This window comes from Pseudomonas sp. FSL R10-0056 (genome assembly GCF_009600105.1).
Lineage (GTDB): Bacteria > Pseudomonadota > Gammaproteobacteria > Pseudomonadales > Pseudomonadaceae > Aquipseudomonas > Aquipseudomonas bubulae.
In genome coordinates this window covers 1-13,329 of sequence record NZ_WIWL01000246.1, presented here as the reverse complement: position 1 = coordinate 13,329, position 13,329 = coordinate 1, and the positions used below count along the sequence as shown (strand labels likewise).

Below are 13,329 nucleotides of genomic sequence, written 5' to 3'. Positions count from 1 at the left end.
GGTCGAAACCGGCAGCAGGGCATTGCGCAGCACATGCCGTGACACCACTCGCCATGGCGCCAGGCCCTTGGCCCGTGCGGTGCGCACGTAGTCCTGACGTTGCACTTCGAGCATCGCGGCACGGGTCAGGCGGGCATACAGGGCGATATAGAACGTGGCCAGCGCCAGCACTGGCAGCACGGCGTGCTGCAGGCGGTCGAGCAGCCAGGCCGTGCCGTGCAGATCGAGGCCCAGGGTCTGAAAACCGTTGCTGGGCAACCAGCCGAGCTTGACCGAAAACAGCAGCACCGCCATCAAGCCGATCCAGAACCCCGGCGTGGAATACAGCAGCAACACCGCCAGTGACAACACGCGGTCAGGCCAGCGACCGACCCAGGTGGCCATTGCCGTACCGGCGGCGATGCCGATGGCCAGCGCCAGCCCCAATGCGCCGACCATCAGCACCAGGGTATTGGGCAGGCGATCGAGTACCAGGTGGCTGACTGGCAGGTTGAAGCGTGGCGACAGGCCGAGGTCCAGATGGGCCAGTTGGCCGAGGTAGCGTTGCAATTGCTCCAGCAGGCTCAAGTCCAGGCCAAAATGGCTGCGCCACTGCAGCAGGGTTTCGGCACTGGCGCCGCCGGACTCACCGGCCAGCACATCCACGGCGTCACCGGGGATCAGCCGCAGCAGCAAAAAATTCAGCAACAGGATGCCGACTACGGTGGGGATGGCCTGCCACAAGGTGCGCCGTGACAGGCGCCACATTCTGCGCCGTTCAAGCATGGGCGCCTCCGGTGTCAGCCAGGCTGATATTGGCCAGGCTGCTGTCCAGGCCGTTGGCGTCATCTTCGAAACCGCTGACCCGGGCGTTGTACACCGAGACCTGTTGCTGCATGACCAGGGTGATCGAAGGCACTTCTTCAATCACGATCTTCTGGAACGCCTTGAACAGCTCGCCGCGTTTTTGTTCGTCGGTCTCTACCGCGGCGCTTTCCAGCAGGCGGTCGACTTCGGGATTGTTGTAGTGGGTGCCATTGGAAAACGGCACGCCCTGGCGAAAATTCTTCGACCAGAACAGGCGTTGCACACCCACCGTGGGGTCATACAGGGTGCCCATGCCGACCACGGCAAAGTCAAAGTCGCGGTCGGTGTAGATACGTTTGATATAGGTGGGAAAATCCTGGGCGCGCAGTTTCACTTCGATGCCAATGCGTGCCAGGGCACTGCGCACATAGGTGGCAGTGCGGCTGTAGCTGTCGCCGTAGGGCAGCGGGTCGAGGGTCAGGCTGAAACGCCAGGTGCCTTTTTTTACCAGCCCGGCCTTGTCCAGCAATGCATTGGCTGCCTCGGTGTCGAAGGGATACGGGTTGGGGCCCTCGTAGACGTAGTTGGCGAAGCTTTTCGGGATCGGTGAATAGCTGGCTTCGGCGTAGCCGTAGTACACCACCTTGCGGATCACTTCGCGGTCCAGGGCATGGGCAATTGCCTGGCGCACCTCGAGGCGAGACAACAGCGGGTTATCGAGGTTGAACTCGAGCATGGTCGGGGTAATGGTGTAGCGATAGCCGCGGGTAGTGGCTTTTAAACGGCCGGATTTGGTCAGGCGCTCCAGCTCGCTTAGCGGCACCGGGCTTTGCCCGCCTGCATCCAGCGTGCCGTTTTCAAACGCGGCCAGGCGCGCGGCACCGTCGGGGATGACTTTGAGAATCAGCGTATCGACCACCGTTGCCGCCGGGTCCCAGTAGTTCGGGTTGCGTTCGTACTCGATAAAACTGCCGCGCTCCCAGCGCTTGAAACGGAAGGGGCCGGTGCCCACCGGGGCGTTGTTGTGCAGATTGCTCAGCGGGTCGCCCGAGGCATACAGGTGCTTGGGCAGGATCGGCGTTTCACCGCCGGCAAAACCGCGAATCAAGTACGGCGCCGGCTTGCTCAAATGAACGATGGCAGTGTGGTCGTCGGGGGTGTCGACCCGCTCCAGGTTGGCAAAGGTACTGGAACCCCGGGGGTGAAAACGCTTGATCAGGTCCAGGGAGAACGCCACGTCGGCCGAGGTGAACGGCTCGCCGTCATGCCATTTGACGCCTTCGCGCAGGGTGAAGCGGTAGCTCAAGCCATCAGGGGCGGCCTCCCAGGCGGTGGCCAGTGCAGGGCGGGCATTGAGGGCTTCATCGTAAGTCAGCAGCCCCTCCAGCACCTTGCTGCTGGCGGTGACGCTGGTACCGGCGGTGGTGTTGAAAGAACTCAGCGAAGGCGGCTCGGGATTGATCAGCAAGTTGAACACCCGGCGTCCGCTGACGGCCTGCCCCGTGGCATCGGCCAGGGCAGTGGGCAGGAACGGCACGCTGGCGCCGAGCGCGGACAGGGCAGACAGGCCAACAACAAATTGACGACGGGTAAAGGGCATGGCGGTCTTCCTGGGGTGGGTTAGCGGCGCAGGCCGGCCTGGCGCAAAAGGGGCAACACGCGCTCGCCAAACTGTTCAAGGTCGGGGGCAAAGTCGAAGAAGCTCAGTTGCAAGCCGTCGATACCGGCCTCTTTGAGGCGGATGATGTCGCGCACCACGGTCTCGGGGCTGCCGACCAGCTGGATATTGCCGCCCACATAACGCTCGGCCGGTTGATGGCCGCGCCAGGCATGGGCATCACTGGCTTCACGGGCATGGCCCTCCAGTGCACCGGGGTCACCTGCGGCCGTGATCGCGGCGTGGACTTCCCAGGCTTCGGCATCGCTGTCGCGGCAAATCACCAGCGGGTTGATCAGGGTGCGCACCTGACGGCCATAGCCACGGGCGGCGTGTTTGATGCGCTGCAAATGCTCGGGCAGTTTCTCCAGCGCGTTTTCGATCTCGGCACTGCCGGGGCTGGTGGTGAACACAATGTCGGAATGCCGTGCCGCGAAGTCGATACCGGCGGGTGAGCCGGTGGCGTTGACCAGCACCGGACGGCCAAAGGACGGTTTGACGCTGACATAGGCCTCTTCGAGCTTGTAATGATCGCCGCTGAAATCGACGTTGTCCGGGCTGTGCCACAGTTCCTGCACCACGCGGATAAATTCGTCGGCCTGGCGGTAACGCTGATCGTGCTCGATGGGGGCCTGACCGAAGCGCCGGTGTTCGCGATGACGATGCCCGGTCACCAGGTTCAGGCCCCAGCGGCCCTTGCTGATATGGTCCAGGGTGGCGCCGAACTTGGCCAGGTGCAGTGGATGCCAGGGGCCATAGAGCACATGCAGGGTAGAGATCAGCAGGATGCGCGAGGTTACCGACGCCAGCGCTGCCTGAGTGATAAAGGCATCCAGTGATTCGTCGTGGTAGCGGATATCGCCCCCGTAGCCGCCCTTGCCCAACCATTCAGCGAGGGCAAACACCAGGTCAAATCCCAACTCTTCGGCGCGCAGGGTCAACTGACGGTTGTAGTCAAAGGTCCAGGTGGTACTGCGTGGCAGTGCCGAAGGGCTCCAGCCACCGGACTGCACCGGCAGGAACAGGCCCAGAAACAACGGTTGTTCAAAGGCACGGGACAGCGGGCTTTGAGGAAAATCCAGAGGGGAGGGCTGACGTGACAAGGCGAAGGCTCCAGGCAGGGGATAGGAAAACGCGGGCTATTCCTGCACTTGCGCAGGGCTGGTCAGCAGGTAGGCGACGGCTTCGCTGTTGTGCGGGTTGCGATACCGGTGGGGCCGTTCGGCGCGAAACAGGATCGAGTCGCCAGCGTGCAGCACAACCAGTTCGTCATTGATTTTCAGCTCCAGAGTGCCCTCGGCCACCAGCAGGTGGTTTTGCACGCCATGGGGGGTGCCGGGCACTCTTTCCTCGGCCTGGGGCCCCAGGCGCAGCTCGTTGAACGTCACCAGGGGGGCGGCGTGCTCAGGGGGCAGGGCGCGGCGTATAACCATGCCGGCGCCGTCGGGGTCGAGGAACTCGGCGATGGACACCTTCAGTGCGGCGGCGACTTTGCTCAGCACCTTGACCGAGGGAAAGCTGCGGCCTGCTTCGATCTGCGCAATCATCGCGCGGCGCACACCACTGGCATGGGCCAGTGCCTCCAGGGACAACTGGCGCTTGTCGCGCAAGCGCTGCAGGTTGTGGCTGATACGTTTGGCGACAGGATCGTCGCCCTGTGGATCACGCTCGGGCAAGCTGAAGGGAACGCTGCCGCTGCTGTCGAGAAAACCGGTAGGGATATTCATGGGCGTGAACCTGCAAGTGAGGTGAATGCAGGTGAATTGTCAGGGCCATGGGGGCGACGGCTCATGATGATTCCTTTTCATGCGGTCCGAAAAGTCATGAGATTACCGAGGGTTTTTTAGATCCATAAATAATTAATTCCGACGTTTAAAGACCCGTTTTGAATAAGAGATACCCTGACAAAACCGCTCTATGGTTATGCCCCGTTGGGCGTTGACCGCCAGAACACGGCTGACTACTGTTTGCGCCACTTGATTTCACGATCACCACGCAGGGAGTCAGCATGAGCGACATTCAATACCGCAACCTGGGCCGCAACGGCGTGAAGGTTTCGCCCATTACCCTGGGCACCATGATGTTCGGCGGGCAGACCCCGGACGACGTCGCCCGGCGCATCACCGACCGCGCTTTCGAGCAGGGCATCAACTCCATCGACACCGCCAACGGCTACAACGACGGTGCCTCGGAAGCCGTGGTGGGCCGTTTGATCGGTGATCGTCGTCAGCACTGGGTACTGGCCACCAAGTTCGTCAATCCCAACCCGGGCGGCAGCGGGCCGAACAACAGCGGAGCCTCGCGCCAGAACGTGATTGCCTCGGTGGACGCCAGCCTCAAGCGCCTCAATACCGACTATATCGACCTGTTCTACCTGCACCGCGAAGACCACGACACCCCGGTGGACGAAACCCTGCGCGCGCTGGATGACGTGATCCGGGCGGGCAAGATCCGTGGCTACGGTTTGTCCAACCACCGCGGCTGGAAACTTGCCGAATTCAGCCGCAGCGCCGACCTGCTGGGCATCCAGCGTCCGAGCGTGAGCCAGCCGCTGTACAACCTGGCCAACCGTCAGATCGAAGTCGAGCACCTGCCGGCGGCGGAGCATTACGGCATTGGCGTGATCTCTTACAGTCCGCTGGCGCGCGGTGTGCTCACCGGAAAATACGACCCCGATCAGGCCCCTGGCCAGGACACCCGCGCCGGGCGCAACGACCCGCGCCTGCAGCAAACCGAATGGCGCCCCGAGTCCCTCAATCTGGCCCAGCGCATTCGTGACTATGCCGAAGGGCAAGGCATTACCGCAGGCCAGTTCGCTTTGGCCTGGGTGCTGAATAACCAGCTGATCACCTCGGCCATCGCCGGGCCGCGAACTGAGCAGCAATGGGAAGACTATGTGCCAGCGTTGAACTACAGGTTCACCGCGCAGGACGAAGCCTTTATCAATGATCTGGTGGTCACCGGGCACTCGACGACACCGGGCTACAACGACCCGAGCCATCCGTTTTTCGGACGCAAGTCGCGGGTGTGAAACCCCGGCTGTCAGATATAAAAACGCCTTCGGGCGTTTTTTTGTGAGCGCGATAAATCCGCCCTCAGCCCGGACCCTTGGGGCTGCGGATTTTAAATAAAACTAATTATTTACCACCTTTGCCCTCGACTTGAGCCATAGCCTTTTTGCTCCATTTCGTTAAACAGGCCAGGCGCCATGACCCATGTGCATCACCACACACCGTCACTGACGGCGGTTGACCCCAGGGGCTTGAGTGTACGCAGGGTGCAATACCACCGTCTGAGTACACAGCAGAGCCCCCGGGCGCGGATTCACGAAACTGTCTTTGGCGCCACCGGTTTTGTACTCGGGCAGTGGGACCCGCGATTGGGGGCGTTGCGTCGTCATGGGGCCACAGTCGCGGCCAATCAACGCCAGATTTCCAGCCTTTCAGGGCTGGCGTTGCGCACTGACAGTGTCGATAGCGGATGGCATATCACTCTGTTTGGCGTCGCGCAGCAGATGCGCAAAACCTGGAACGGGCGCGGGCATCAGCAGTGTTTTGACTACGATGCCCAGTCCAGGCTTGTGGCCGTTCATGAACAGCGCAGTGATGAGCCCCACGGCCGATGTCTTGAGCGTTTTACCTACGGGGCGGCCGATGCAGCGGACAGGGCGCGGAACCGATGCGGCCGTCTGGTCCGCCATGATGACCCGGCTGGCAGCGTCATCAACGAACATTACGATTTGACCGGCGAGGCAAACAGCCAGTCGCGGCGTTTCTGCCAGGCCCCTGAAGCGCTCGACTGGCCTGAGCCGCAAGCGTGGCGCGATCGACAATTGGAGGCTCGGCATTACCTGACGGCCTGGCATCGCAATGCGCTGGGTGAACTGCTCGGGCTGCGTGATGCCAGGGGGAACCGGCAGCGCCTGGAATATAACGTTGCAGGGGAACAGGTAGGTGTTGGCCTGCTTACGGCAGGTGGCAAGTCAAAACTGTTGGTGGATGAGCTGGTCTACAACGCCGCCGGGCAAGTGACGAGCGAGCGGGCAGGCAACGGTGTTGTCACCCGGGCTACTTACGCTGACGATGATGGCAGTTTGCGACGGTTGCAGGCCAGTCGCGGGGGGGCACAGGGTGGCATCTTGCAGGATCTGACCTACACCTACGACCGGGTAGGCAATGTGACCCATGTGGTGGATGGCGCTCAACCGACCACCTGGGCCAGCAACGCGATGATCCAGGCTTCGAGCACTTTTACCTACGACACCCTCTACCAACTGGTCAAAGCCAGCGGACGAGAAAATGCGCGCCACCCCGGTGGCGCCAGTACCCCTGCGGCGGTGCTCTTCGACACAACGGACACGCAGCAATGGCGCAACTACACGCGGCACTATCAGTACGATGCCGGCGCCAACCTGGTACAGATGCAGCATGTACCTTCTGCCGGCCAGGGCTACACCCGGCGTATGTCCGTGTCACAAACCAGTAACCGCAGCCAGATGATTGAGCCTGGTTCTCTGCTGGCTTCAGGCGAGGCGTTTGATGCCTGTGGTAATCAACGGGTCTTGGTGCGTGGTCAGGCCCTGGAGTGGAATGTGCGCAATCAACTGTGCCGTGTCACCAGCGTGCAGCGCACCAACGGTGAGAATGATGAAGAAGCCTACGTCTACGACGGTCAGGGGCAGCGGGTTTTCAAGCGTAGAACGACCCGGGCCGCAAACCTCACCCATGTGGATGAAGTGCGTTATTTGCCGGGGCTGGAGCTGCGCCTCAACCGGGCCACGGGAGAGCGCTCAAGTGCCTTGACGCTGCAAGCAGGCCGCACCGGGGTGCGTTTACTTGCCTGGGAGCAGGGGTTGCCCGATGGGGTCGAGAATGAGCATGTGCGCTTCAGCCTTTGCGATCACCTGGGCAGCGGCGTACTGGAGCTTGATGAGCGCGCGGCACTGCTCAGCCAGGAGGGTTTTTACCCGTTCGGGGCGACGGCATGGTGGGCGGCGAAAAGCGCGCTTGAAGCCACATTCAAGACCCTGCGTTACTCGGGCAAGGAACGCGATGCGTCCGGGCTTTACTACTACGGTTTGCGTTATTACGCGGCCTGGCTCCAGCGTTGGATCAGTGCAGACCCGGCAGGGACCATCGACGGCTTGAATGTTTATGCCATGGTCGGTAACAACCCGATAAATCGGATAGATCCTGATGGGCGGGAAGAAGATCTACCCCAACGCTATCGGGTCGTTGCCGGTCTGAGCCTGATCGTCATTTTTACCGCCCTTGGCTATGCCTTGGGCTGGCTGTTTAATGCTGCTCAAGCCGTTGCAGGACTGGGGGCAGTGGCAGGCTCGGCACTCTTTGCCTTGAACCGGTATCTGGATTTGGCCGAGGCGCAACAGCCAGCACCAGGCCTCAGGGATGCGCAGGAATATGAGCTGGCGCAAAGCGTCACGGAAAAAGCCCTGGAGTTTGCCCGGGACATGGCGCTGAGCCCTGAAGAAACAGTCAAGCTGGTCAACTTTTTTTACAGCCAGCACAGTCAGGTTCTGCAGAGCACAGGTGTGGCGTTGGCGGTTTACCCCACCGTGCGTGGTGACCTATACGGATATGTCGTGGGCGTCGAGTATCGGGAGCGTTTGCGCGCTGTAGTGGCATCAGGGCGGCCACCCACCCGTGAGCTGAGGCATCTGGGCGTTCGCAGTCTGTTGCTTCGTGCTCACCGGGAGCCACAGGCCGCAGGCCCCTCGAGCGCCACGGGGACACCCGAGGCAACGGCCATGACCCGATTGCCCGGTAAAAGCGCGGCCGCAAAAAAACAGCCCCTGCAAAGCGCGAGGCCGGTCGCCGCTGCGCTCCCGCCCCCCCGTTCGCCTGCCGCCCTGACGATCGATGATTCAGCGGTGACACCTTTGCCAGCGGGCTCTGCGGGTATCAGTATTGCCCTGACCTTGAGCCATTTGCGCGAGGGGCGTTTGCGGTCGATTAACTGGCACCCCCACAGCGATCGATTAATGTCCGCTGACCTTATTGGCTATAACAACAGCCGCAGGCGAGGCGCCTGGCGTCTGATGTTCGAGCGCACGGGGAGCGCTGCCTACCGCGTTGTGGGGATACGAAATCCGCACTGAGGCACATACCCTTTTGAGCGGGGGCTGTGTTTGTCGGCAGCGGGGCTGGCCAGTTGGTTCAACTCGGTTCCTTCAGGCAATACCGGCTTGGCACCTCGCCCAGCACCCGGCGAAAAACGCTGGTGAAAGCGCTCGGGCTGCTATAGCCCAGATCGGTCGCCACTTGCGTAACGGCCTCGCCATGGCCCAGGCGCACCACCGCTGCCAACAGGCAGGCTTGCTGGCGCCATTCGACAAAACTGATGCCGGTTTGCTGGCGAAACAGGCGGGTAAAGGTACGGCGGCTCATGCCAACCTGCCGGGCCATATCATCAATCCCGATATCCAGCGACGGCTGCTCCAGCAGTGTGCGGCAGGCCCGCGCCAGCCTGGGCTCACCCGGTAGCGGCGCATTGAGCGAAAGGGGTGGCATCTCGGCTATTTCGTGGAGCAGCAAATTCATCAGCAGCCCCTCTCTGCGGGTTTCGTCATAGAGCGCAGGAATATCCGTGGCCTGGATCAATAACTGGTGCAGCAGCGGCGATATGCCGAAAACCTGACAATGCGCCGGCAGGCCAAGGCGCACAGACGCGGGCTCGCGGATATAGGTGTTCAGCATCGTGACCGGGCCGTTCATGCTCATTTCGTGGGGCACCCCCGCCGGTACCCAAATGGCCCGTTGCGGCGGTACCACCCAGTTGCCCTGGTCGGTAAACACCGTGATGACACCGCAGGCGGCATAGGCAAACTGCCCGCGGTTATGCCTGTGCAGGGCAAAGCGCTGCCCGTCGGCATAGTCAATGGCCGTGACCACAGCGTCGCGGGGGATATTTTCGCAGGTGTCGGATTCAAATTCGCCCATGGCCCGAATTTAATGATCTTTGACCTGATAGTGCAAGCGGGCCGATACGGCAAGTGTGCATAGTGGCATTTTGGTTGGTGCATGACGCCGCCCGCCTTGCCACTGGAAGCCCCCCACCTATGCAAAAGAAACATCTGATCCTGGCCGTGCTGGTGACGGCCGTTTGGGGGCTGAACTTCCCCATCACTAAACTGGGCCTGGCAGCTATCGATCCGCTGTTGCTAACAGCGCTGCGTTTTACCCTTGCGGCGTTGCCGTGGGTATTTTTCGTCAAACGGCCGCCGATTGCCATCAAGTGGCTGGCTGCTTATGGCTTGATTTTTGGAGTGGCCATGTGGGCCCTGATCAATCTGGGTATTGAATGGGGCGTGCCCCCAGGAACCGCTGCGCTGCTGATCCAGTTCAGTGCTTTTTTCACCTTGGGCTGGGGGGTATTGCTGTTTCGCGAGCGTCTGGGCTTCGGCCAGATACTGGGGATGGGGCTGGCACTGTTGGGGTTGATCAGCATCATTGTGGCCAGCCCCGGCCGGGGCACGACCCTGGGTTATGGCCTGTTGCTGATCAGTGCTCTGAGCTGGAGTATCGGCAACGTCATTATCAAACAGTCGAAAGTGCGGGAGATGTTCGCCTTTGTGGTGTGGGCCAGTGTGTTTGCGCCGCTGCCGCTGTTGGCTCTTACCTGGCTTGCCCACGGATCTGCGCCTTTTACCTCTTTAGTCACCCACTTTGAGTGGGTGGCGTTGTTTTCCCTGTTGTTTCAGGTCTACGCGGCGACGCATTTCTGTTACTGGGGCTGGAATCTGTTGCTGCGCGAGTACCCGGTATCCAGGGTGGCGCCGCTGTCCCTGCTGATTCCGGTTTTCGGGATCGCAGGTTCGATGCTGATGCTGGGGCACAAGATTGGGTTCAATGAAGGGCTTGCGATTGTGCTGATATTGGCGGCGCTGGCAGTGGGGTTTGTAAAAGGGCCGGGGCTTAGTCCGAGATTTCAGTTACCGGGATGGCCTGGTCGTCAGAAGTCTGCGCGGCGCTTTTCTTCTCTCGACGATCGTTGATCCATTTGCCGACCTGTGCCGGGAACTCGGCGGGTGATTTACGGCCGACCTTTCGGGCAAGATCAAGAATGGTTTGTTGGGCCAGGGCCTCTTCCATGCGCTTTTGTGCCGTCATCATCGCCGCGTGAACCGAACAGTGGCCGTCCAGCGCCCAGGCAGGCGGCGAGCCTTCGAAGAGTGCGCAGCGGCCACGAATTTCCCGGCAATCGAAAATAAGCTTTTGGCCGTCGATAGCGTTGACGATATCGAGAATGCTGATTTCGTCAGCAGGCCTGGCCAGTTTGAATCCGCCGCGCACGCCTTCGGTGGCCACGACCAGTTTGGCCTTGGCCAGCTTGGTGAAGATCTTCGCCAGATAGTCCTGAGGTACGCCTTGCAACTCTGCAAGATCACGCACGCTCGCCTCACGGCTTTCGCCGCCATCGCCTACCAAAAAGAGCAGGCAGTGAATGCCGTACTCAACGCCCGCGCTGTAAAGAGACATCAAAATCTCCGACTGAATTAGTCGCATATTTTAGCAGTGATCAGTCAGGCGAGCAACGCTCCTTGGGCGTGACAGCAGTGGCATGGACCACAAATAAAGATTGCTCTCTGTAACTACGACTAATATAGTCGCCGTTATTGAGGTTCGGTGGTGATCGTCATTCGGGGTTGCTTTGCTCGGGCTTCTCATCAGGGGATAAAAAATGAAACAGCAGATTCTGATTATTGGCGCAGGCTTCGGTGGCATGTGGACCGCTTTGAGTGCAACGCGGCTGTTGGATATTCACGGCCACAACCAAGTCGAAGTGACCGTGCTGGCCCCCCAGGCCGAGCTGCGCATACGCCCGCGTTTTTACGAGCCTGAAGCGCACCGGCTGGTCGCGCCCATTGGCGAACTGCTCGACGCGGTAGGTGTCACCTTTATCAAGGGCGCTGCAGAGACCATCGACGTGCAGCAAAAACATGTGGTTTACACCGATGCTGCAGGCGCCAGACAAATTCATCAGTACGACAAACTGGTCCTGGCTACTGGCAGCGGCCTTGCGCTGCCTGACACCCAAGGTGTGGCGCAATACGCCTTCGACGTGGACCAGATCGAGCAAGCCATACGCCTGGAAAACCACCTCAAATCCCTGGCAGAACTACCACCAAGCCGTGGTCGCAACACGGTGGTTGTGGCGGGCGGAGGCTTCACCGGCATTGAAACGGCAACCGAAATGCCGGCCCGTCTGCGCGCCATACTGGGCGAGCATGCAGACATGGAAGTGATCATCGTGGATCGGGGTGAAAAAGTCGGGGCTTCACTGGGCGCCGAAATCAGCCAGTCGATCGCCGAAGCCAGCGATGAGCTGGGGGTGACCTGGCGCTTGAAATCGTCTGTGGTAGCCGTCGACGAGCAAGGCGTAACCCTGGGTGATGGTCAACGAATCGAAGCGAAAACAGTGATCTGGACCACCGGTGTACGGGCCAGCTCGCTGACGGCGCAAATCCCGGGGGAGCGTGATGGGCTTGGGCGTCTGCATGTGGACGCGCACCTTCAAGTCATAGGCCAGCAAGACATCTTCGCCACCGGCGACGTGGCTTATGCCGCCACGGATGACCTGGGCAACCATGCCCTGATGACCTGCCAGCACGCCATCGTCCTAGGGCGCCACGCGGGCAATAACGTTGCTGCGCAGATACTGGGCGTGGCCCCGGTTGCCTACAGCCAGCCCAAGTACGTTACCTGCCTGGACCTGGGTGGCTGGGGAGCGGTCTACACCGAAGGCTGGGATCGCCAGGTCAAGTTGACCCGCCAGGAAGGCAAATCGTTGAAGACACAGATCAATACGGTGTGGATCTACCCGCCGGCTGCCGACCGCGATGTGGCCTGGGCGGCAGCGGACCCATTGATTCCGATTGCCTGAAATATCAGGGTGCTTAACCCTGCGCGCTTTCAGTGGCCGGGCGCAGGATATCGCGACACCCCAGCTCGTGGCTGATATCCATGCGCCGATGGGCAATACGCCAGCCGTCTGATGTTGAAACCCAGCGATCCTGATATTCGGCCAGCGATTCATAGGTCAAGCCTTGCATATTGCCGGCGCCGCGATGGGCTGCGCGGACATAGATGCGGCTCACGATAGTTGAATCGCTGGACTCGACCAACAGATTGCCGAGCAAGTGCTGCGAAGGCCCGCAGCCATCCAGGTGCACACGAATCATGGCCACAATCGGCCCGCGACCTTGAAGCTGATGCAAACCGCCATAGTCGGCAGTCGCCTCCTTGAGGAACACATCATCCATGGCAGCCCAGTCGCGCTGATCACAAGCCCGTGCATAGCGAGAAAGGACTGCATTGAGCTCACGCTCAAGCAGCAATTGTTTGATGTCCATCTTGTCCCCTTTATTTCAGTCTGCCGGTTGGGTTGGCGCTGAGCTGATGCTCGGCCTGACTGGGGGAGGGGTTCATCGTTCGTTTGGACTATTTGTGGGGGGTGTAGGGTAGGTGGGGCGGGTTTATAAGACCACTACAAAGAGCACTGAACGTCCAGGCAGGGTGGACGGGGCGAATTCGACAACCTGCCGACCGTCTTCCTGAATCAATTGAAAGAGAAGGTCAGTAATGGATCATGAAATGGAGAAATTTCAAAAAGCGTTGTTGGCTTCGGTACGTCAAATGAAAGCTGGCAAGGCGGTACGTACTACCGAAGTGACGCTATTGGCTGCGGCCTAGGCCAGGGCTAAAGCTGGCGTGTCCCAGAGCGCATCGAAGGGAACGACCAGCACACCTTCCGAACTCACAAATTAAGGTCGATGGTGTCCGCCTATTTTGATCTGACCCCGAAAAGTTGGACGCCTTCTATGCCCGCCGTGCTTGAGTCCTGTATTCCACAGGGCTCAGGCCGCT

General features: G+C 60.6%; 11 protein-coding genes and 1 pseudogene. 5 read left to right on the top strand and 7 right to left on the bottom strand.

The annotated features are described in order from the left end of the window. The 4 genes from GHO42_RS25025 to GHO42_RS25010 all read right to left on the bottom strand — a co-directional run. The coding region (locus GHO42_RS25025) for an ABC transporter permease (protein WP_153384203.1) at positions 1-765 on the bottom strand (765 nt) is incomplete at its 3' end. Next, complete coding sequence (locus tag GHO42_RS25020) at positions 758-2,386, bottom strand: ABC transporter substrate-binding protein (protein ID WP_130872487.1); 1,629 nt, start codon at positions 2,384-2,386, stop codon at positions 758-760. The genes GHO42_RS25020 and GHO42_RS25025, both read right to left, overlap by 8 nt. A gap of 20 nt (positions 2,387-2,406) precedes the next feature. After that, positions 2,407-3,546: an LLM class flavin-dependent oxidoreductase gene (locus GHO42_RS25015; protein WP_095002518.1), complete on the bottom strand. Its 1,140-nt coding sequence runs from the start codon at positions 3,544-3,546 to the stop codon at positions 2,407-2,409. A 36-nt stretch (positions 3,547-3,582) separates the two neighbouring features. After that, positions 3,583-4,170, bottom strand: a complete 588-nt coding sequence (locus GHO42_RS25010) for a helix-turn-helix domain-containing protein (RefSeq protein ID WP_095018745.1) — start codon at positions 4,168-4,170, stop codon at positions 3,583-3,585. Between the two features lie 281 nt (positions 4,171-4,451). Here GHO42_RS25010 and GHO42_RS25005 point away from each other — a divergent pair, with 281 nt between their 5' ends. Further along, on the top strand, positions 4,452-5,474 hold the full coding sequence (locus GHO42_RS25005) for an aldo/keto reductase (RefSeq protein WP_153328213.1): 1,023 nt from the start codon (positions 4,452-4,454) through the stop codon (positions 5,472-5,474). A 177-nt stretch (positions 5,475-5,651) separates the two neighbouring features. Continuing rightward, positions 5,652-8,561 (top strand): RHS repeat domain-containing protein, encoded by a 2,910-nt coding sequence (locus tag GHO42_RS25000; protein WP_153328214.1) that lies wholly within the window; start codon positions 5,652-5,654, stop codon positions 8,559-8,561. A gap of 58 nt (positions 8,562-8,619) precedes the next feature. On the opposite strand, the gene GHO42_RS24995 is transcribed toward GHO42_RS25000, so the two are convergent. After that, the gene (locus GHO42_RS24995) at positions 8,620-9,402 is read right to left on the bottom strand and encodes a helix-turn-helix domain-containing protein (protein ID WP_095027131.1); all 783 of its coding nucleotides are present in this window, start codon (positions 9,400-9,402) and stop codon (positions 8,620-8,622) included. Between the two features lie 119 nt (positions 9,403-9,521). On the opposite strand from GHO42_RS24995, the gene GHO42_RS24990 reads away from it, so the two are divergent. Next, the gene (locus GHO42_RS24990; protein WP_095018747.1) at positions 9,522-10,457 is read left to right on the top strand and encodes an EamA family transporter; all 936 of its coding nucleotides are present in this window, start codon (positions 9,522-9,524) and stop codon (positions 10,455-10,457) included. Here the strand turns inward: GHO42_RS24990 and GHO42_RS24985 are convergent. Next, positions 10,378-10,941: an Rrf2 family transcriptional regulator gene (locus GHO42_RS24985; protein WP_095002523.1), complete on the bottom strand. Its 564-nt coding sequence runs from the start codon at positions 10,939-10,941 to the stop codon at positions 10,378-10,380. The two genes, GHO42_RS24990 and GHO42_RS24985, sit on opposite strands and share 80 nt — an antisense overlap. A gap of 202 nt (positions 10,942-11,143) precedes the next feature. Between GHO42_RS24985 and GHO42_RS24980 the strand changes: the two genes are divergently transcribed. Continuing rightward, on the top strand, positions 11,144-12,346 hold the full coding sequence (locus tag GHO42_RS24980) for an NAD(P)/FAD-dependent oxidoreductase (protein WP_153328215.1): 1,203 nt from the start codon (positions 11,144-11,146) through the stop codon (positions 12,344-12,346). A gap of 13 nt (positions 12,347-12,359) precedes the next feature. Here the strand turns inward: GHO42_RS24980 and GHO42_RS24975 are convergent, their stop codons facing one another. Further along, positions 12,360-12,815: a nuclear transport factor 2 family protein gene (locus GHO42_RS24975; protein WP_153328216.1), complete on the bottom strand. Its 456-nt coding sequence runs from the start codon at positions 12,813-12,815 to the stop codon at positions 12,360-12,362. Positions 12,816-13,044: 229 nt separating this feature from the next. Between GHO42_RS24975 and GHO42_RS24970 the strand changes: the two are divergent. Continuing rightward, positions 13,045-13,152, top strand: a pseudogene (locus GHO42_RS24970) (transcriptional regulator); the annotation flags it as partial. Positions 13,153-13,329 lie beyond the last annotated feature (177 nt).

What these genes read in the sequence shown, in the direction of transcription:
- GHO42_RS25020 (WP_130872487.1), bottom strand. Translation starts at nt 2,386, where the DNA reads ATGCCCTTTACCCGTCGTCAATTTGTTGTTGGCCTGTCTGCCCTGTCC.
- GHO42_RS25010 (WP_095018745.1), bottom strand. Translation starts at nt 4,170, where the DNA reads ATGAATATCCCTACCGGTTTTCTCGACAGCAGCGGCAGCGTTCCCTTC.
- GHO42_RS25005 (WP_153328213.1), top strand. Translation starts at nt 4,452, where the DNA reads ATGAGCGACATTCAATACCGCAACCTGGGCCGCAACGGCGTGAAGGTT.
- GHO42_RS25000 (WP_153328214.1), top strand. Translation starts at nt 5,652, where the DNA reads ATGACCCATGTGCATCACCACACACCGTCACTGACGGCGGTTGACCCC.
- GHO42_RS24995 (WP_095027131.1), bottom strand. Translation starts at nt 9,402, where the DNA reads ATGGGCGAATTTGAATCCGACACCTGCGAAAATATCCCCCGCGACGCT.
- GHO42_RS24990 (WP_095018747.1), top strand. Translation starts at nt 9,522, where the DNA reads ATGCAAAAGAAACATCTGATCCTGGCCGTGCTGGTGACGGCCGTTTGG.
- GHO42_RS24985 (WP_095002523.1), bottom strand. Translation starts at nt 10,941, where the DNA reads ATGTCTCTTTACAGCGCGGGCGTTGAGTACGGCATTCACTGCCTGCTC.
- GHO42_RS24980 (WP_153328215.1), top strand. Translation starts at nt 11,144, where the DNA reads ATGAAACAGCAGATTCTGATTATTGGCGCAGGCTTCGGTGGCATGTGG.
- GHO42_RS24975 (WP_153328216.1), bottom strand. Translation starts at nt 12,815, where the DNA reads ATGGACATCAAACAATTGCTGCTTGAGCGTGAGCTCAATGCAGTCCTT.